This is a genomic window from Bradyrhizobium sp. WSM4873, assembly GCF_055811355.1.
Map to the genome: position 1 here is coordinate 335031 of NZ_JBVVPS010000003.1, position 18598 is coordinate 353628.

Sequence of the window (18598 nt, forward strand, 5' to 3'; positions counted from 1 at the left end):
GACTAGCTTGCCTCGCGGCGACGGCCTTCGTTGCCGCCGCGCTGTGCGAGACGGCTGCGATGGACCGCGAACAGCTCCAGCACCTTGTCGGCCGGCTTCGCCGCGCTGAACAGATAGCCCTGCATCTCGGAGCAGCCGAGCGCGCGCAGCAGACGCTGCTGCTCCTCGGTCTCGACACCCTCGGCCGTGGTGGTCATGCGGCGGGCGGCCGCGAGATTGACGACGGCCTGCACGATGCTGGCGGAGCCATCGGGGCCGGCGATGTCGTCGACGAAGCAGCGGTCGATCTTGATCTTGTCGAACGGGAAGCGATGCAGATAGCTCAGTGAGGAGTAGCCGGTGCCGAAATCGTCGAGCGCGATGCGGACGCCGATGGCGCGGAGTTGATGCAGGATCGCAAGCGCGGTGTCGTCGTCGCGGATCAGCACCGCCTCGGTGATCTCGAGCTCGAGCCGGCTCGCCGGCAAATTGGAGGCGGCAAGCGCCGCCATGATCTTCAGCGCCAGCGTGCCGCTCTTGAACTGCACCGGCGAGACGTTGACGGCGAGGCGGATGTCGTCGGGCCAGTTCGCCGCGTCCCGGCAGGCGGTCGCCAGCACCCATTCGCCAATCTCGTTGATCAGGCCCGTGTCCTCGGCGATCGGGATGAACTCGGCCGGCGAGACCATGCCGCGCACGGGATGGCGCCAGCGCACCAGCGCCTCGCAGCCGGTGATGCGGTCGTCCTTCAGGCTGAGGCATGGCTGGTAATAAACTTCGAGGCCGCCTTCGCGCCCGCCTTGAGCGATGGCGTGGCGCAGGTCGATCTCGAGCTGCCGCCGCTCGTGGATCTTGGCGTCCATCTCCGGTTCGAAAAAGCGATAGGTGCGACGCCCTGCGGCTTTGGCCGCGTACATCGCCATATCCGCGTTCTTCAGGATCTGGTCCAGCGCCGTTCCATGTTGCGGCGCCAGCGCGATGCCGATGCTGGCGTCGGTGGCAAGATGATGTCCCATGCAGTCGAACGGCGCGCGGATGGCCTCGAACACCCGCGCGACGAGCTCGTTGACCTGATCCAGCGACGTTACCGCGCTCTGGACGATGGCAAATTCGTCGCCGCCGAGGCGCGCCACGAAGTCCGCCGGACTCGCACACCGCCGGAGGCTCTGCGCGACCGACTTCAGGAGCTCGTCGCCGACGAGATGTCCGAGCGCGTCGTTGACGCCCTTGAACTCGTCGATGTCGATGTAGTGCACCGCGAGCTGTTCGCCCCCGGCGACCAGATTGAGTTCCTGACGCAGATGCTCGTGGAACATGGTGCGGTTGGGCAGGTCGGTCAGCGCGTCGTAATGAGCGAGATGGGTGATGCGCTCCTCGATGCGCCGGCGCTCCGTGATGTCCTCATGCGTCGCCACCCAGCCGCCGTCCGTGAGCGGTTCGTTGACGATCTGGATCGAGCGACCGTCGGAGGTCTCGACCACCATGGAATTGCGCACATGGATGTCGCGCAGGACCCGCGCGACATATTGGTCCACATCGCCGGTGAACGAGCCGGTGGCTTTGCGGTGCGCAATGATGTCGTGGAAGCTGCTGCCGGGTCTCACGATTTCGGCCGACAGTCCGTACATCTCGATGTAGCGCTGATTGCAGATCACGAGCTGCTGCGAGGCGTCGAACAGCAGCAGGCCCTGGGTCATGTTGTTGACGGCGCGGTCGAGGCGCTGCTTTTCCAGCGTCAGCCGTTCCCGCGAAAGGCGATGCTGCTCAAGGAGCTTGCGTACGATCGCGATCAGCACGCCCGCGATGGCGAGCGCGGAAGAGGCGGCAACCGAGATCAGGATGCCGATCTGCTCGCGCCAGTCCGTGAGGGCCGTCGCGCGCGCCGTGGTGGCCATCATCAGGATCGGGAAGTGAGGCAGGGCGTGTGAGGAAATCAGCCGGTCCTCGCCGTCGACGGGGCTCATGAAGCGGCCGGCAAAATGGTCGAGCCCGAAAACCCTTTGATGCGCGAACGGACCGTTCTTGAAATTCCGCCCCATCAATTCGTTGGAATGGGGATAACGCGCGAGCATCGTGCCGTCCCGGTGCAGCATGGAGATCGTCGTGCTTTCGCCGAGCACGGCGGACTCGAAGAATTTTTCGAAGTTTGCCGGCTCGATGCCGCGTCCGACCACACCCATGAATTCACCGTTCGGTCCGACGACCTTGCGCACGATCAGGATGGTCCAGGCGCCGGAGATGCGGCTGTAGAGTGGTTCGATCAGGACTTCGGGAGCGTTGGGATCGTACCGGAAGGTCCGGAAATAGGCGCGATCGGCAACGCTCACGTTCGGGGCCGGCCATGCCGTCGACGAATTGATCAAATTGCCTTCGGCATCGATGATATTGAGTCCGCCTATGTAGGGCAGCGCCTCGATCTTCGAACGCAGCATCCGGTGGAGGTCCTGGCCGGAGAGGCGTTTGCGATAGTCCGCCGCACTGGTGATGCCGCTCGCGCGGACGTAGTCGACGAAATCTTTCTGGATGACTGCGAAATCCTGCAATTGCTGGTCGAAATGATGGGCCAGCATCAGCACGGTGTTTTCCAGCTCGCGGCCGGAGCTGCGCAACGCACGTTCGCGGAAATTCTGCGCCATCAGCGTCGCGCCGACGGCGATCGCAGCGATCAGCAGCGTGCCGCCCACCACCAGCCAGCGGATTGGTCCGCTGCGCACGAAGGCCTGGTCCAAAAGGCGACTGCCGAATCCCGTCATCATGATCGATCGTTGTCGTGCACACGTCAGGGTCAATTCCTGGCCCCGGAAACATCCGTTGGTTTACGGGAACGGAGTGGAGGCGAAGTTAGCAAGCTGGGTTAATGCGCCGTGAATGGACGCTTACAAAAGCAATCAATATGCGATCGAGTATGGCCTGATCGCCGCCGGCATCGCGCTTGCGATTACCGCTGTCGTGAACTGCCTGGGCAGCAAGCTCAATTCAAATTCGGCTCGATCAGCGCGTCGCTGACGTAGCAGCGCCAATCAGACGCGGTAGTGGCCGGACTTGCCGCCGAGCTTCTCGACCAGGTGGATGCCTTCGATCCGCACGCCGCGTTCCACCGCCTTGATCATGTCGTAGATGGTGAGGCAGGCGACCGAGACGGCGGTGAGGGCTTCCATCTCGACGCCGGTCGGGCCGGTGACCTTCACGCTGGCGCGGACGAGGCAGCCCGGCAGCTTCGCGTCGGGCTCGATCTCGACCGTCACCTTCGACAACGCGAGCGGATGGCAGAGCGGGATCAGTTCCGCGGTGCGCTTGGCGGCCATGATGCCGGCGATGCGGGCGGTGCCGAGCACGTCGCCCTTCTTGGCGTTGCCGGACACGATCAGGTCAAGCGTCGCCCTGGTCATCACGACACGTCCTTCCGCGACCGCGAGCCGCTCGCTCGCGGGCTTGTCCGACACGTCAACCATCCGCGCCTCGCCGGAGGCGCCGATATGGGTGAGGGCAGGGCCGGCCTTGGTCGGTTTGGCCTTTGCGGGCTTACGCGCCATCAGTTCGTGCCCGTGGCGCGCGCGGTCTCGCGCGCCAGCAGCGTGCGGGTCGCAGCGGCAATGTCGGCTTGCCGCATCAGGCTCTCGCCGACCAGGAAGGTCGACATGCCGACGCGCTCGAGCCGGGCGAGATCGGCGGGCGTGAAGATGCCGCTCTCGCCGACCATCAGCCGGTCGCCGGGAATCAGCGGCGCCAATGTTTCGCTGGTCGCAAGGGTGGTTTCGAAGGTGCGCAAATTGCGATTGTTGACGCCGATCATCTGCGAACGTAGCTTCAGCGCGCGGTCAAGCTCGGCGCGGTCGTGGATCTCGATCAGCACGTCCATGCCATAGGCGATGGCGGCATCCTCGAGCTCTTTGGCCGTGGCATCATCGAGCGCCGCCATGATGATCAGGATGCAGTCGGCGCCGTGCGCGCGGGCCTCCGCCACCTGATAAGTGTCGAACATGAAATCCTTGCGCAGCACCGGCAGTGACGTTGCCGCGCGGGCCGCCACCATGAAGTCGAGATGGCCCTGGAACGAGGGCGTGTCCGTCAGCACCGACAGGCAGGCAGCGCCGCCGGCCTCATAGGCCCTGGCCAGCAGCGGCGGATCGAAATCGGCGCGGATCAGGCCCTTTGACGGCGAGGCCTTCTTGACCTCCGCGATCAGCGCGAAGTCGCCATTGGCGTGCTTGGCCTTGATCGCGTGCACGAAGCCGCGCGGTGCTGCTTGCGCCCTGGCCTTCGCCTCCACCGCCGACAGCGGGTGCGCGCGCTTGGCCGCCGCGATTTCCTCGCGCTTGTAGGCTTCAATCTTGGTCAAGATGTCCGACATGTCAGGCTCAGCCGTTCGAGACCGCGATCAGATGTTTCAGCCGCGCGCTCGCCGCGCCGCTGTCGAGCGATTTTGCGCCGATCACGACACCTTCCTTGAGATCCCTGGCACGCCCCGCCACGACCAATGCGGCAGCGGCGTTGATCAACGCGACGTCGCGATAGGGGCTCGGCTTGCCGTCGAGCACGCTCTGCAAGGCGATAGCGTTGGCGTCGGCGTCGCCGCCTTTGAGTGCTCCGGCCTCGCAGCGCGGCAGGCCCGCGTCCTCCGGCGTCACCTCGAAATTCCGGATCTCGCCATTGTGGAGCGCGGAGACGAAGGTCGGGCCGGTGAGGGTGATTTCGTCGAGGCCGTCGGAACCGTGCACGACCCAAGCGGATTCGGAGCCAAGGTTCTTGAGCACTTGCGCCAGCGGCTGCACCCATTGCCGGGAGAACACGCCGACCATCTGCCGTTTCACGCCGGCCGGATTGGACAAAGGACCGAGCAGGTTGAAGATCGTGCGTGTCGCAAGCTCCACCCGGGTCGGGCCGACGTTCTTCATGGCGGGATGATGGGCGGGGGCGAACATGAAGCCGATGCCGCATTCGCGTATGCAGCGGCCGACCTGTTCGGGCCTCAGATCGATCTTCACCCCGAGCGAAGCCAGCACGTCGGCGGCGCCCGAACGCGACGACAGCGCGCGGTTGCCGTGCTTGGCCACCGGCAGACCGGCGCCCGAAACAATGAAGGAGGCGCAGGTCGAAACATTGACCGAGCCGGAGCCGTCGCCGCCGGTGCCGACGATGTCGACCGCGTCCGCGGGCGCATCGACCGTGAGCATCTTGGAGCGCATTGCCGAGACAGCGCCGGTGATCTCGTCCACGGTCTCGCCGCGCACCCGCAGCGCCATCAGCAGGCCGCCCATTTGCGAGGGCGTAGCCTCGCCGGACATCATGGCGTCGAAGGCGGAAGCCGCTTCGTCACGCGACAGGCTGGCGCCGGTCGCCACTTTTCCAATGATCGATTTCAGGTCGTCCATCGCGTGCTTTCAACTCACTGGTTCGCGCCGGTCACCTGCGCGAAGGCGGCCTGATTAATGGTGGTCCCGATGTCGGTTTCAAGCTTGTTGACGTAGGAAGCGACCTGCTCCTCGGTCTGCGCGCGGTCGAGACTGTCCTTCAGCTTCTTGACGGCATCGGAAGCGGCATCGACGGTGGGATCGATGATCTCGGCAACGCGGAACACGATCACCTCGGTGCCGCCGGTCACTGCCGTCTGCCCGACGCCGTCCTTGGCGACGCGGAAGGCGGCCGACACGACGGCTGCGGGCACGCTGGCGGGCGAGTCGTCGCGCTTGAAGCCGGTGGCGGTCTCGACCTTGGCGCCGATCGCGGCTGCTTCGTCGGCGAGCTTGGCGCCGGATTCGAGCTTCCGCACCATCTCGGTCGCCTTGGCCTTCAGCTTGGTCGCGATCTGGTCCTGGCGCCAGCGCGCCTCGACCTGATCGTGGACCTCGTCGAGATTGCGGTCGCGCGAGGGCGTGATGGCAAGCACGTCGTACCAGACATAACCGCCCTTGAAAGAGATCGAGTCGTTGTCGACCCCGACATCGGTGTTGAAGGCTTGCGACACCACGTCGAGGCCCTGCGGAATGCCGGTGACCGGCTGACCGCTCGGGGCGCGACCGGAACGGTCGACGGCGTCGATGGTCACGGCAGTGAGGCCGAGCTTCTGCGCCGCGTCGACCACGCTGGCACCGCCGCCGCGCTCGTCTTCCATCTTGTCGCGGAGATCGGCGACCTTGACGCGCGCGCGCTCGGTGGCGATCTCGCGCTTGATGTCGGCGGCAACGCTCGCGTAGTTCGCCTCCACGCCCGGCTCGATCTTTTCGACCTTAACGATCGACGTGCCGAGACGGCCCTGGATCGGCTGGCTGATTTCACCGGCGGGAAGCGCGAAGACGGCGTCTCCAACTGCGGGATCGAGCGACGACTTGGTCACGAGCCCGAGATCGACGTCGGACGCGCTCAGTCCGCGCTCCTTGCCGAGGTCCTCGAACGACGTCCCGCTGGTGAGCCGCTCGCGCGCGGCCTGCGCCTCGGCGGCGTTGGGAAATACGATCTGCTGGATCTGGCGCTTCTCCGGCGTGCCGAGCCGGTCCTTGCGCTGGTCAAACGCTTTCTTGGCGTCCTCGTCCGACACCTCGCTCCACTTGCCGATCTCCTCCGGCGAGACCACGACGAACGCGATCTTGCGATATTCGGGCGCGCGGAACTGGACCTTGTGATCCTCGAAATAGGCCGCGAGCGCCTCGGGCGATGGCGCGTCGATGGTGCCTGCCTGGGCTGCGTCGAGCCTGACGAATTCAATGGCGCGCTGCTCGTTCTGGAAGCGCGTCAGCACGTCGAGCATCGCCTTCGGCGGCTCGAGGCCGGCACCGATCGTGCCGGTGATCTGTCGGCGCAGCGAGACCTTGCGCTGCTCCGAGACGTAGCGCAGCTCGGTATAGCCGAAATTGCGGATCACGGACTGGAAGCGGTTCGAATCGAAGTTGCCGCCGACGCCCTTGAAGTTCGGGTCGTTCATGATGAGCTGGCGGATCTGGTCGTCGGACTGGCCGAGCCCGAGCCGGCGCGCCTCTTCGTCGAGGGCGGCTTCCGCGATCGTCTGCTGGAGCACCTGACGGTCAAGGCCGAAGGCGCGCGCCTGTTCAGGCGACAGCGGCCGGCCGAACTGACGGCTGATCTGCTGGAGGCGATCGGTGTAAATCTGGCGGAACTCGTTCAGCGAAATCTCGGTGCCGCCGACCTTGGCCACGGTGGATTGTCCAAAGCCCTTGAAGATGTCGGCAATGCCCCAAACGCCGAAACTGATGATCAGCACGCCCATCACAACGGCCATAATGGTCTTGCCGAGCCAGTTTGATGAGGCCTTACGCATTCCTCGAAGCATTTGGTCCAACTTGTTTGGCAGGAGGGGAACGGGAGCGCGTCTTAATGCAGATTCCGCAAAAGCGCGTCACCAAATTGATCAATCATCATAAAGTGGTGGCTTTCCCCCCGCAACCTCGGGTCCGGCAGGCTTTCGATCCCTGCGGTTAAAAGCCCCTGGTCTCTGGAACTGCCACGGGACCTCTGCTAGCGCATGAACAAGCCAAATTTTGCTGGAATCTGACATGACCGATGCCATCCGCCCCCTGATCGCCGGCAATTGGAAAATGAACGGCCTGAAGGCCTCGACTGCCGAATTCGACGCCATGCTCAATGGTGCGGCAGAAGTGGCCGGCAAAGCCGATCTGCTGGTTTGCCCGCCGGCGACCCTGATCGCAGCTTTCGCCGAAAAGGCCCGCGGCAAGAAGGTCGCGGTGGGAGCCCAGGATTGCCACCCCAAGGCCTCCGGCGCCCATACCGGCGACATCGCCGCCGAAATGCTTGTGGATTCGGGTGCGACCGCGATCATCGTCGGCCATTCCGAGCGCCGCGCCGACCATGGCGAGGGCGATGCCCTGATCCGGCAGAAGGCCGAGGCCGCCTGGCGCGCCGGGGTGACGGCGATCGTCTGCATCGGCGAGACGCAAGGCCAGCGCGATGCGGGGCACACCCTCGATATCCTGCGCGGCCAGCTCAACGGCTCGCTGCCGGCTGGCTCGACCGCCGCCAATCTGGTCGTGGCCTATGAGCCGGTCTGGGCAATCGGCACCGGCCTGACCCCAACATCCCGGGATGTCGAGCAGATTCATGGCTTTATCCGGGAATTCTTGACCTCCAGGTTCAAGGCCGACGGCGCCGGGATGCGGATCCTCTATGGCGGCTCGGTCAAGCCGTCGAACGCGGCGGAGCTGATGGCCGTGAAGAACGTCAATGGCGCGCTGGTCGGCGGGGCCAGCCTGAAGGCGGTCGATTTCCTTGCGATTGCGCAGGGCTGTCCCTAGCTAACTTCAAACCTTAGGACCCGGCCGATCGGGGGTGGCAATGACCCGTCTGATCGTGTAACACCGCGCAACTTCAGGAAAACCCGCGAAGCACGATTGGCCGCCGTCTCGGCGCTGTCGGCTTGTGACGGAAGGACACTATGCAGACTGTTGTCATCGTCATTCACCTCATGATCGTCACCGTCATGATCGGCGCCGTCCTGCTCCAGAAGTCCGAAGGCGGGGGCCTTGGCATGGGAGGTGGCGCAGGCTTCATGTCGAGCCGCGGCACCGCGAACCTTCTGACGCGGACCACCGCGATCCTGGCGGTCGGCTTCTTCCTCACCAGCCTGTTCCTGTCCTGGTATGCCGGCTACGACCGCAAGCCGTCGTCGATCATCGGCGCGCCGGCGTCGCAGACCCAGCCGGCCGGTGGCGGGCCTATCGCGCCGCCGACCTCGGGCGGCATCCTGGATTCGCTGAAGAAGGCCGACGAGCAGCAGCAGGCGCCGGCACCGAGCGGCCCGCAGGTACCGCGTTCGCAATAAAGCAGGGGGGCCATGCAGGGCGGCTTCTACCGTCCTGCATCAACAATCCCCATCAAGGCTCTGTCACCACTCTCAGTTCTGGCTCACCCACAGCCCCGCAAAATGTTTGGGGCGGAATACGAATCGCTTTGGCGAATCGAATTCGAGGGATTAGAGGTTAAGCCCCATGGCGCGGTACATATTCATCACCGGCGGCGTGGTTTCTTCGCTCGGCAAGGGTCTGGCTTCAGCGGCACTCGGTGCCCTGTTGCAAGCCCGGGGCTACAAGGTCCGCCTCCGCAAGCTCGACCCCTATCTCAACCTCGATCCCGGAACGATGTCGCCGTATCAGCACGGCGAAGTGTTCGTGACCGATGACGGCGCGGAGACCGACCTCGATCTCGGTCACTATGAGCGCTTCACCGGGCGGCCAGCGACCAAGGCCGACAACATCACGACCGGGCGTATCTATCAGGACATCATCTCCAAGGAACGGCGCGGGGATTATCTCGGCGCGACTATCCAGGTGGTTCCGCATGTCACCAACGCCATCAAGGATTTCGTCCTCGACGGCAATGACGATTACGACTTCGTGCTGGTCGAGATCGGCGGCACCGTCGGTGACATCGAGGGCCTGCCGTTCTTCGAGGCGATCCGCCAGCTCAAGAACGAGCTGCCGCGCGATCACGCCATCTACATTCATCTGACGCTGCTGCCTTACATCCCGAGCGCCGGTGAGCTGAAGACAAAGCCGACGCAGCACTCCGTCAAGGAGCTGCGCTCGATCGGCATCCAGCCGGACATCCTGCTCTGCCGTACCGATCGCGAGATCCCCAAGGAGGAACGGCGCAAGCTCGGGCTGTTCTGTAACGTGCGCGAGAGCGCCGTCATCGAGGCGCGCGACGCCGACAGCATCTACGCGGTCCCTCAGGCTTACCATGCGGCAGGCCTCGACGACGAAGTGCTGGCCGCCTTCGGCATCGGCTCGCGGATTCCGCCGGAGCTGCGGAGCTGGCAGCAGATCAACGAGCGCATCCGCAATCCCGAGGGCAACGTCACCATCGCCATCGTCGGCAAATACACCGGCATGAAGGATGCGTACAAGTCGCTGATCGAGGCGCTCTCGCATGGCGGCATCGCCAACAAGGTGAAGGTCAATCTCGACTGGATCGAAAGCGAGATCTTCGAGAAGGAAGATCCCGCGCCGTTCCTCGAGCACGTCAACGGCATTCTGGTGCCCGGTGGATTCGGCCAGCGCGGCGCCGAAGGCAAGATTCGCGCGGCGCAGTTCGCGCGCGAGCGCGACGTGCCGTATTTCGGCATCTGCTTCGGCATGCAGATGGCGGTGATCGAGGCCGCTCGGAATCTTGTCGGGATCGAGGAGGCCAACTCCACCGAGTTCGGCCCGACCAAGGAGCCCCTGGTCGGCCTGATGACGGAATGGCTGCGCGGCAACGAGCTTGAGAAGCGGACCAACGCCGGCGATCTCGGCGGCACGATGCGCTTGGGCGCCTATCCCGCGGCGCTCAATCGCGGCAGCCGCGTCTCCGAGGTGTATGGCGGCGCGACCGAGATTTCCGAGCGCCACCGCCATCGCTACGAGGTCAACACCGCCTACAAGGATCGCCTCGAGCAGCACGGGCTGAAATTCTCCGGCCTGTCGCCCGACGGCGTGCTGCCGGAGATCGTCGAGTACGAAGATCACCCCTGGTTCATCGGCGTCCAGTTCCATCCCGAACTGAAGTCGCGCCCCTTCGAGCCGCATCCGCTGTTCGCGTCGTTCATTCGGGCAGCGATGGTGCAGAGCCGCCTGGTGTAATCGGCTCAGGGCGTGGCGGTGCAGTCACGCCCGAGATGTATCGGCTCCGGCGCGGCCGGCATGGACGTATCAGGCGCAAGCGATCCCGTGACGAGCTTCATCTGCGGCCGCCGCGTCAGCTTGTAGACGGCGGCCGGCGGCACGTTCAGCAGGGCACGATCCACCAGCTTTGCGCGCAAGCCTAACCGATCGAGCACGGGCCGCGGGATCGGGCAACTCATGCCGTAGGTGAACTGGTAGAACGCGCCGCCGGGGCGGACGTGACTGAACGCGCCACCGACGATCGAGACGACCTTGCGCGTCGACATGTTGAGCAGCGGCAGGCCGCTCACGACCGCGCCGACGGGCGCGCCCTCATAGAGGCGCTCCGTTGCCAGCCGCCCCGCATCCATCCACAAGACGCGCGCGTTGGGGAAACGCATCTGGAGCACCTTCATGAAGTCGGAGCCGTATTCGATCAGCGTGAGGTCCTGCTGACGCACGCCGCGTTTGAGCAGCTTGTAGGTAAATGCGCCCGTGCCGGGGCCGAGCTCGAGAACAGGACCGGTCGATGCGGTGATCTCGCGGGTGATGAGATCGGCCAGCGCCGCGCCTGACGGCGCGATCGCGCCGACGCGGCGCGGGGCTGACATCCATGACAGGAAGAACGAGAGGAAATCGTTGGGCATGCGCACTCCGGCATCTTGGTTGCGCCTCGCAGATCAGCGGTGAGGCGGCCGAACAATCGCTTGAGTGCATTGCGACAGCATTGCGTGCCGCACGCTGATTGCGTCAATTCTCCCGGACTGGCGGCAGTGACATGCTGAAGCACGCGCCGCCGATCGCTGCGTCCGCGACCGAGATGTGGCCGCCATGCAGGAGCACGATCTCGCGCACCATGTTGAGGCCGAGGCCGGCACCGCGATCGAGCGGTGACAGCCGGTAGAACGGCTCGAATATCTGTTCGCGCTGATCGGCCGGGATGCCGGCGCCTTCGTCCGTGACTTCGATGCTCGCGGGCCTGCTGACACGAATGCCGATGGTACCACGGCGAGGGCCGTGCTGGATCGCATTCTGCACGAGGTTCGTCAGCGCGCGCTCCAGCGCCGCCGCATCGCCGATCGTTTCGACCGGCGTGGAGGGGGCGTCGAGCGCCAGCTCGTAGCCGGCGGCAATGACCAGCGGCGCGAGATCCGCGGCCGCGCTTTGCGCGATTGCAACGAGGTCGACGCGCGTGAAGGGATGGCCGCAGCGGTCGAGCCGCTGAATGTCCAGCAGTTGCTCGGCAAGCGTAGCCAGCCGCGCGGAATCCTCCAGCAGCCGGGTCTTGTCCGGCCCCGCGGGGAGCGACTCCAGTCGCGTGTTCAGGATTGCGATTGGCGTGCGCAACTCGTGTGCGGCATCGGCGACGAATCGCTTGTGGCGGGCATAGCCCTGGTCTAGTCGCGCCAGCGCGTCGTTGACCGCGGTCACGAGCGGTACGACCTCCAGCGGAATTCGGTCCAGCGACAGCCGGGCGCCGCGTTGATGGATGTCGATGCGCCGCGCCTGGTCCGCCGTTGCATCGAGCGCCTCGAAGGCGCGCCGCACGATCATCGGTGTGGCGATGAACGTCGCCGTTCCCATGAGGAGCAGGCCGGGCAGGGCGATGCCGAGCAATGCAAGCGAAGTCATGAACAAAGCCTTGGCGCCGGTGAGCTTGCCTTGCGTCGCCGTGATGATCTGCACATTGCCGGCGTCGGTGTCGACCCGCTTCAGCCGCGCCGGGGGCTTACGCGGGTCGTCCTCCAACAGCTGCCAACCGAGCCGCGCCTGGCTGATCTGGTCGAGGCTGCTGCCGATGGCGGCGAATTCGGCCGGCACGGCGCCTTCGCTGAGTGAATGTCCCTGCCTGTCGCGGACCAGGAACCAGAGATCGGGGGTCTCGCTGCGCAATTGTTTCAGTTCGGTCGTCGACCGCAGGACCAGGTCGCCTTGCGCGTCGCGCGCGAGCGCGCGCTGGACGATGTCGATCACGCGATCTTCGTCGCGCCCGGCGATCACGAACCCCGACGCGCTCAATGCCCCGACGACGACGGCAACGAGCGCCGTCAGCAGCACCGCCTGGAGCGACAGCAGGCGCCAGCTCAGCCGCGAGCGCAGGCAATAGGGATCGTGGTGCTTGCTCATGGCAGCTTCTTCAAGAGATAGCCGACGCCGCGGATGCCGTGGATCTCCACGCGCGCATCGGCTTCCGAGAGTTTGCGGCGCAGTCGTGACACGTGCGTATCGAGCGCATTCGACTGGATCTCGTCGTCGAAACTGTAGACGGCTTCTTCCAGTGCCGAGCGCAGTACGGTTCGGCCCATGCGACGGACCAGGGCTTCCAGCACGAGGAGCTCGCGGCGCGGCAGCTCGAGCGGAGCCCCGTCGATGCTTGCCTCGCGATGGCCGAAATCGAAGGCGATGCGACCGGCGTGCATGATGTCGGGCTGCATCCCGGCGGGCCGGCGCAGCACGGCGCGCAGCCGCGCCAGCAACTCCTCCACCGCGAACGGCTTGGACAGATAATCATCCGCCCCGCAGTCCAGTCCGGCGACCCGGTCGGCGAGTTCGCCGCGCGCCGTCAACACGATGATCGGCACGCCGTCGGCACGCGCCCGCAGTTTCGGGATCAGGGTGAGACCGTCGCCATCGGGAAGCTGGCGATCGAGCAGGACGGCGGCGTGGACGTCGGCAGAAATGGCCTCCTCCGCCTCGGCGAGCGTGGGGGCGTGGTCCACCACCATGTCGTAACGCCTCAGCGCAGACGCCAGCGCGTCGGCCATTTCGGCCTCGTCCTCGACGAGCAAAATCCGCATGATCCGCACCTCAACCTCAATCGCGCCAATCTAGCGGCCGTATCATTGCGGCAGCATTGCGGGAACCGGCTCTCGAGAAGCGGCTTGAGCGGACTCTAGCCATGCGCGGAACGCCACCGGGGGCGGCCGAGCGGGCCTCAAGACACCGTCGGGACCAGCCGTTATAACCGCCGCACCTGATCAGGGAGGAACGATATGATTTACGAAATGCGCATCTATCGCTGCGTGCCCGGCCGCCTGCCGGCACTGCTCAAGCGGTTCGAGACCGTCACGCTGAAGGTGTGGGAAAAGCACGGCATCAAGCAGGCCGGGTTTTTCACTACGCTGATCGGTGAATCCAATCAGGAGCTGACCTATTTCCTGGCTTGGGAGTCGCTCGCCGAGCGCGAGAAGAAGTGGGCCGCCTTCATGGCCGATCCGGACTGGATGAAAGGGCGCGCCGAGAGCGAGGCGGACGGCCAGATCGTCGGCAACATCGTCAGCCAGATCCTGGCGCCGACCGCCTTCTCGGCGGTGAAGTAGAGGCTGCCGGCGCGAGGCAATCGCTGAGGGCCTGGGCGCAACCCTGATATTCTGAGAGCCCAGGCCGAATGGGGTTGATCCGCCCTTCATCGCGGCTATGGTCTCGCCGAAACGAGGGATTTGCCTTGAGCTCTTCGACGTCAGCGGCGCCGGTCGTTACCATTGGCAAGGTCAAATTCGGCAATGATCTGCCGATCTCGATCATTGCCGGGCCGTGTCAGCTCGAAAGCCGCCAGCATGCGCTGGAAGTGGCCTCCGCGCTGAAGGAGATCGCCGCGCGGCTGCAGATCGGCCTCGTCTACAAGACCTCGTTCGACAAGGCCAATCGCACCAGCGCGTCGGCTGCGCGGGGCCTCGGGCTTGCCCAGTCGCTGCCGATCTTCGCCGAAATCCGATCGTCGCTCGGCCTGCCGGTCCTGACAGACGTGCATGACGCCGCGCAGTGCGCCGAGGTGGCGCAGGCGGTGGACATCCTGCAGATCCCGGCCTTCCTGTGTCGCCAGACCGATCTGCTGCTGGCAGCCGCTGCGACCGGGAAGGTCGTCAACGTCAAGAAGGGCCAGTTTCTTGCGCCCTGGGACATGGGCAACGTCGTGTCCAAGATCACGAGCGCGAACAATCCCAACGTGCTCGTGACCGAACGCGGTGCGTCCTTCGGCTACAACACGCTGGTCTCCGACATGCGCGCACTGCCGATCCTGGCGCGCACCACCGGCGCACCCGTGATCTTCGACGCCACTCATTCGGTACAGCAGCCGGGCGGAAAGGGGACCTCTTCCGGAGGTGAGCGCGAATTCGTGCCGGTGCTCGCACGCGCAGCCGTCGCTGTCGGTGTTGCCGGTGTCTTCATCGAGACCCATCCCGACCCCGACAGCGCGCCGTCCGACGGACCCAACATGGTGCCGCTGCGCGAGTTCGAGGCGCTGATCCGAAGACTGATGGCGTTCGACGCGCTCGCCAAAGATTCGACCAAAGCCGACCCGCGCTGATGCAGCAAGGCGCAGCGCGGCCGCACGATCATGGCCTGCCGGCCGCGCTCTACGTCATTTCCGGTGCAAGCTTTGCCGCGGCACTCTCCGCGCGCGCGCTTGATCCGGTGCTGCCGCACGTCGCCGAGGACTTTGGCGTCAGCATCGCGACAGCTGCCGGGTTTGCCGCGGTGTTCGCCTTCACCTTCTCGATCATCCAGCCGATCGTCGGCGCCGCCGCCGATCTGTTCGGCAAGACGCGGCTGATGATCGGCTGCCTCGCGCTGCTCGGCCTTGCCAACATCCTGGGGGCGCTCTCGAGCTCGTTCTCGGTTCTGTTCGCGACCCGTATCCTCGCCGGCATCGGCTCCGGCGGCGTGTTTCCGGTGGCGCTCAGCCTGACCAGCGACCTCGTCGGTCCGGAGAAACGCCAGGTCGCGATCAGCCGCACGCTCGCCGGCGCGATGACGGGCAATCTGCTCGGCGCCTCCGCTTCCGGCCTGATCGGCGATTTCCTCGGCTGGCGCGGCGTGCTGGCGGTGCTCGGGGGGCTCGTGATCGTTGCGTCGGTCGCGGTCGCCGCCGGTTTTCGTGGTGCCAAGGTCAAGCATCCGCCGAAGACGAGCCTGTCGGCGCTGAAGGCCGGCTATCGCACCATCTTCACCAACCCGAACGCCTATGTCTGTTATTCGGCGGTGTTCATCGAAGGCTGCTGCGTGCTCGGCCTGTTTCCCTACATCGCTTCGTTCCTGTTCGAGCTCGGTCAGACCTCGCTCTCGATCGCGGGCATCGTTATCGCGGGCTTTGCGGTCGGCGGCTTGTTCTACACGCTGACCGTGTCGCGCCTGCTGCCATGGCTGGGCATGAAGGGAATGATGATCGCGGGCATGACGCTGGTGGCCTCGCAGCTCGTGGTCGTCGCCTTCGGCCCGCGCTGGGAAGTGCAGGCACTCAATCTCATCGTGATGGGATGGGGCTTCTACATCGCCCATGGCTGCCTTCAGATGTTTGCCAGCGAACTCTCGGTCGAAGCACGCGCCACCGCGCTGTCGCTGCATTCGTTCTTCTTCTTCATGGGGCAGACGCTCGGGCCGCTCGCCTATGGCCTTGGCCTGCAGCATGGCGGCAAGATGCCGACCCTGTTCACGAGCGCCGCGATCATGGTGGCGCTGGGCCTTGTCTGCGCGCGCCTGTTGAAGCAGCGCGCGCCGTCCGACGCGCGCTGAGGCTATTCGGTCCCTCAACTGGGATCGGCCCCACCACGACACCGCCGGTCCCGTATACATGGCACACGAATTGCTTTGATTTTAGGCAAAGCGAGGTGTGAGATCGTGGACGCCCAGACCAGCCGTTCGCCCAGTGCAGCCAGCGTGCCCCGATCGACGGGATATCCCACCAAGCCCCCGCTCCGGCGCTTCCTGACCTCTTGTTACGAAGAATTCCGGGCCGACAATTCGGGCGAACTTGCCGACTACATCCCCGAGCTGAAGCGCGCCAACCCCGACCATTCCGGCATCGCGCTCGTCACCATCGACGGCCATGTCTACGAGGTCGGCGACAGCGCGGTGCCGTTCACGATCCAATCGGTCTCGAAGGCCTTCGTGTTCGCACTGGCGCTGGAGATGGTCGGCGAAGATCGCGTCGCGGCCACCATCGGCGTCGAGCCGAGCGGCGAAGCTTTCAATTCGATCCGGCTTACCAATGACAACCGTCCTTTCAACCCGATGGTCAATGCCGGCGCCATCGCCTGTTCGGGCCTGATCTACGAGGTGGACGGGAAGGGCGCTTTCGAGCGCGTCCGCTCGAAGCTCGGCCAGTTCGCCGGCCGCGAGCTCGGCGTCGACGAGGCCGTGCATGTCTCCGAGACCGCGACCGGCAACCGCAACCGGGCCATTGCCTGGCTGCTGCGGAATTACGCGGTGCTGCCCGACGACGTCGATGCGGTCCTCGACGTCTATTTCCGCCAATGCGCGATCCTGGTCACTGCGCGCGATCTGGCGGTGATGGCGGCCACGCTCGCCAACCGCGGCATCAATCCGGTGACGGGGGTGCAGGTGATCACACCGCACATCGTCGCGCGCACGTTGTCGGTGATGACGAGCTCGGGCATGTACGACTATGCCGGCGAGTGGACCTACCGCGTCGGCATCCCCGCCAAGAGCGGCGTCGGCGGCGGTATCGTCGCGGCGCTACCTTCGCAACTTGGGCTCGGCACCTTTTCGCCGCTGCTGGACAATCATTTCAACAGCGTGCGCGGCCTCAAGGTCTGCGAGGCGCTGTCGGCGCGGTTCGACCTGCACATGCTCAACCGCAACGCCGACGTACGCAGCAGCGTCATGGCCGACTATGATATCTACGGCATCTCGTCGCGTCGCAGCCGCCAGCCGCACGAGCAGCAGATTCTCGACGATCGCCACAGCGATATCCGCATCCTCGAGCTCGTCGGCGCGCTGAATTTCGGCACCATTGACTACGTCACACGAAGACTCACCAGTGAGCCGCCGAACGCGCCGCTCCTGATAATCGATTTCCGCCGCGTCCCCGACATCACCGCAGCCGGCGCAGAGCTTCTGGGTGAGACGCTGACGGCGCTCAACAATGCAGGCATCACCACGGTTCTATCAGGCATCGAGGAGACGTCCGCGGTATGGGCCGCGATTTCCGCGCGCACGGCGGATCCGCGAAGGCTGCGGCGCTTTGCGCTGCTCGACGATGCGATCGAATGGGCCGAGGACCGGGTGATCTATCGCTTCGGCGGCTTTACCGACATGAAGGAGAGCGTGCATCTCGGCGATCAAGCGCTGCTGGCCGAGCTCGACGCCGACGAGATCGCCGCCATCGTCAAGCTCTCGACCACGCGCCACTACTATGCCGGCCAGCGCATCGTCGCGGCCGGCACGCTCGCCAATTCCCTGTTCTTCCTCCAGAGCGGCATGGTCAGCGTCAAATTGCGAAGCGGCGTGCGGCTGGCCTCGCTCGGCCCCGGCATGGAGTTCGGCGAGATGGCAATCCTCGAGAGAAGCCGCAGCGCCGATGTCTTCGCCGATACGCTCGTGACCTGCCTCGAACTGCCGCTCGACAGTTTTGCCGACTACCGCCGGCTGCATCCCGAGACCGCGCTGAAGATCATGCGCAACCTCGCCGCGATCCTGGCGCGGCGGCTGGTGGCGGCCAACGCCAAGGTCGACCTGCTCAGCGCTTATTAGCCGCAACGCACTGCTTCCTGGAGACTGGAGACGTTCAGCCGCGGCCGCGATAGGGCGCGACGCCTTGCTCCGGCACCCACAGGCCCTTCGGCACGCGGCCGGTCTGCCAGAACACGTCGATCGGAATGCCGCCGCGCGGATACCAATAGCCGCCGATGCGGAGCCATTTCGGCTTGATCTCGCTGGCGATGCGCTTGCCGATCATCACGGTGCAGTCCTCGTGGAAGGCGCCGTGATTGCGGAAGCTCGCGATGTAGAGCTTGAGCGATTTCGACTCCAGCAGCCATTGGCCGGGCGCGTAGTCGATCATCAGATGCGCGAAATCCGGCTGGCCCGTCACCGGACAGAGCGAGGTGAACTCGGGCACGGTGAAACGGACCAGATAATCGGTGCCTCCTTGCGGATTGGGCACGCGGTCCAGTTTCGCCTTCTCGGGCGTATCCGGCCATTCCACGGCGCGGCCGAGCTGCAAAGCAGGGGAGTTGTTCGATTTGCTGGGTTTTTTCGACATCGGG

Annotated in this window: 16 protein-coding genes and 1 pseudogene; 8 read left to right on the forward strand and 9 right to left on the reverse strand. The window is 65.2% G+C overall.

The window, feature by feature from the left end:
- Window positions 1-2: 2 nt before the first annotated feature.
- On the reverse strand, window positions 3-2735 hold the full coding sequence (locus tag AC0L21_RS08245) for a bifunctional diguanylate cyclase/phosphodiesterase (protein WP_473260015.1): 2733 nt from the start codon (window positions 2733-2735) through the stop codon (window positions 3-5).
- A 112-nt stretch (window positions 2736-2847) separates the two neighbouring features.
- Here AC0L21_RS08245 and AC0L21_RS08250 point away from each other — a divergent pair.
- Window positions 2848-2990 (forward strand): annotated as a pseudogene (locus tag AC0L21_RS08250) (Flp family type IVb pilin).
- 9 nt (window positions 2991-2999) lie between these two features.
- On the opposite strand, the gene moaC reads toward AC0L21_RS08250, so the two are convergent.
- Genes moaC through AC0L21_RS08270 form a run of 4 tightly spaced genes read right to left on the reverse strand, consistent with a single transcriptional unit; the run spans window position 3000 to window position 7264 of the window.
- Complete coding sequence (moaC, locus tag AC0L21_RS08255; RefSeq protein ID WP_473260017.1) at window positions 3000-3512, reverse strand: cyclic pyranopterin monophosphate synthase MoaC; 513 nt, start codon at window positions 3510-3512, stop codon at window positions 3000-3002.
- On the reverse strand, window positions 3512-4330 hold the full coding sequence (gene trpC, locus AC0L21_RS08260; RefSeq protein ID WP_473260019.1) for an indole-3-glycerol phosphate synthase TrpC: 819 nt from the start codon (window positions 4328-4330) through the stop codon (window positions 3512-3514). The genes moaC and trpC overlap by 1 nt, the downstream gene beginning before the upstream one ends.
- Window positions 4331-4337: 7 nt before the next feature.
- Complete coding sequence (trpD, locus tag AC0L21_RS08265; protein WP_473260022.1) at window positions 4338-5351, reverse strand: anthranilate phosphoribosyltransferase; 1014 nt, start codon at window positions 5349-5351, stop codon at window positions 4338-4340.
- Window positions 5352-5365: 14 nt separating this feature from the next.
- Window positions 5366-7264 (reverse strand): peptidylprolyl isomerase, encoded by a 1899-nt coding sequence (locus AC0L21_RS08270; RefSeq protein WP_473260024.1) that lies wholly within the window; start codon window positions 7262-7264, stop codon window positions 5366-5368.
- Window positions 7265-7487: 223 nt separating this feature from the next.
- Between AC0L21_RS08270 and tpiA the strand changes: the two genes are divergently transcribed.
- From tpiA to AC0L21_RS08285, 3 genes are all read left to right on the forward strand, one after another.
- Entirely contained in the window at window positions 7488-8243 is a 756-nt protein-coding gene (gene tpiA, locus AC0L21_RS08275; protein ID WP_473260027.1) for a triose-phosphate isomerase, read from the forward strand.
- Between the two features lie 140 nt (window positions 8244-8383).
- Window positions 8384-8770: a preprotein translocase subunit SecG gene (secG, locus tag AC0L21_RS08280; protein WP_007590603.1), complete on the forward strand. Its 387-nt coding sequence runs from the start codon at window positions 8384-8386 to the stop codon at window positions 8768-8770.
- Between the two features lie 166 nt (window positions 8771-8936).
- Window positions 8937-10568, forward strand: coding sequence for a CTP synthase (locus tag AC0L21_RS08285; protein WP_007590604.1), 1632 nt, complete (start codon window positions 8937-8939; stop codon window positions 10566-10568).
- A gap of 5 nt (window positions 10569-10573) precedes the next feature.
- Here the strand turns inward: AC0L21_RS08285 and AC0L21_RS08290 are convergent, their stop codons facing one another.
- From AC0L21_RS08290 to AC0L21_RS08300, 3 genes are all read right to left on the reverse strand, one after another.
- On the reverse strand, window positions 10574-11236 hold the full coding sequence (locus AC0L21_RS08290) for a class I SAM-dependent methyltransferase (RefSeq protein WP_473260030.1): 663 nt from the start codon (window positions 11234-11236) through the stop codon (window positions 10574-10576).
- A 103-nt stretch (window positions 11237-11339) separates the two neighbouring features.
- A complete protein-coding gene (locus AC0L21_RS08295) occupies window positions 11340-12716 on the reverse strand; it encodes a sensor histidine kinase (RefSeq protein ID WP_473260032.1) in 1377 nt (458 codons plus the stop codon).
- Window positions 12713-13387 carry a response regulator transcription factor gene (locus tag AC0L21_RS08300; RefSeq protein WP_473260034.1) on the reverse strand — a complete coding sequence of 225 codons (675 nt, stop codon included), beginning with the start codon at window positions 13385-13387 and terminating at the stop codon, window positions 12713-12715. The genes AC0L21_RS08295 and AC0L21_RS08300 overlap by 4 nt, the downstream gene beginning before the upstream one ends.
- A 195-nt stretch (window positions 13388-13582) precedes the next feature.
- Between AC0L21_RS08300 and AC0L21_RS08305 the strand changes: the two genes are divergently transcribed.
- The 4 genes from AC0L21_RS08305 to glsA all read left to right on the forward strand — a co-directional run bounded on the left by AC0L21_RS08305 (window position 13583) and on the right by glsA (window position 18083).
- Window positions 13583-13909 (forward strand): NIPSNAP family protein, encoded by a 327-nt coding sequence (locus tag AC0L21_RS08305; protein ID WP_473260036.1) that lies wholly within the window; start codon window positions 13583-13585, stop codon window positions 13907-13909.
- Between the two features lie 125 nt (window positions 13910-14034).
- The gene (gene kdsA / locus AC0L21_RS08310) at window positions 14035-14898 is read left to right on the forward strand and encodes a 3-deoxy-8-phosphooctulonate synthase (RefSeq protein WP_473260039.1); all 864 of its coding nucleotides are present in this window, start codon (window positions 14035-14037) and stop codon (window positions 14896-14898) included.
- Entirely contained in the window at window positions 14898-16103 is a 1206-nt protein-coding gene (locus AC0L21_RS08315) for an MFS transporter (protein WP_473260041.1), read from the forward strand. The genes kdsA and AC0L21_RS08315 overlap by 1 nt, the downstream gene beginning before the upstream one ends.
- Before the next feature lie 105 nt (window positions 16104-16208).
- Window positions 16209-18083: a glutaminase A gene (gene glsA / locus AC0L21_RS08320; RefSeq protein ID WP_473260043.1), complete on the forward strand. Its 1875-nt coding sequence runs from the start codon at window positions 16209-16211 to the stop codon at window positions 18081-18083.
- 34 nt (window positions 18084-18117) lie between these two features.
- Here the strand turns inward: glsA and queF are convergent, their stop codons facing one another.
- Window positions 18118-18594 carry a preQ(1) synthase gene (gene queF, locus AC0L21_RS08325; RefSeq protein ID WP_473260045.1) on the reverse strand — a complete coding sequence of 159 codons (477 nt, stop codon included), beginning with the start codon at window positions 18592-18594 and terminating at the stop codon, window positions 18118-18120.
- Window positions 18595-18598 lie beyond the last annotated feature (4 nt).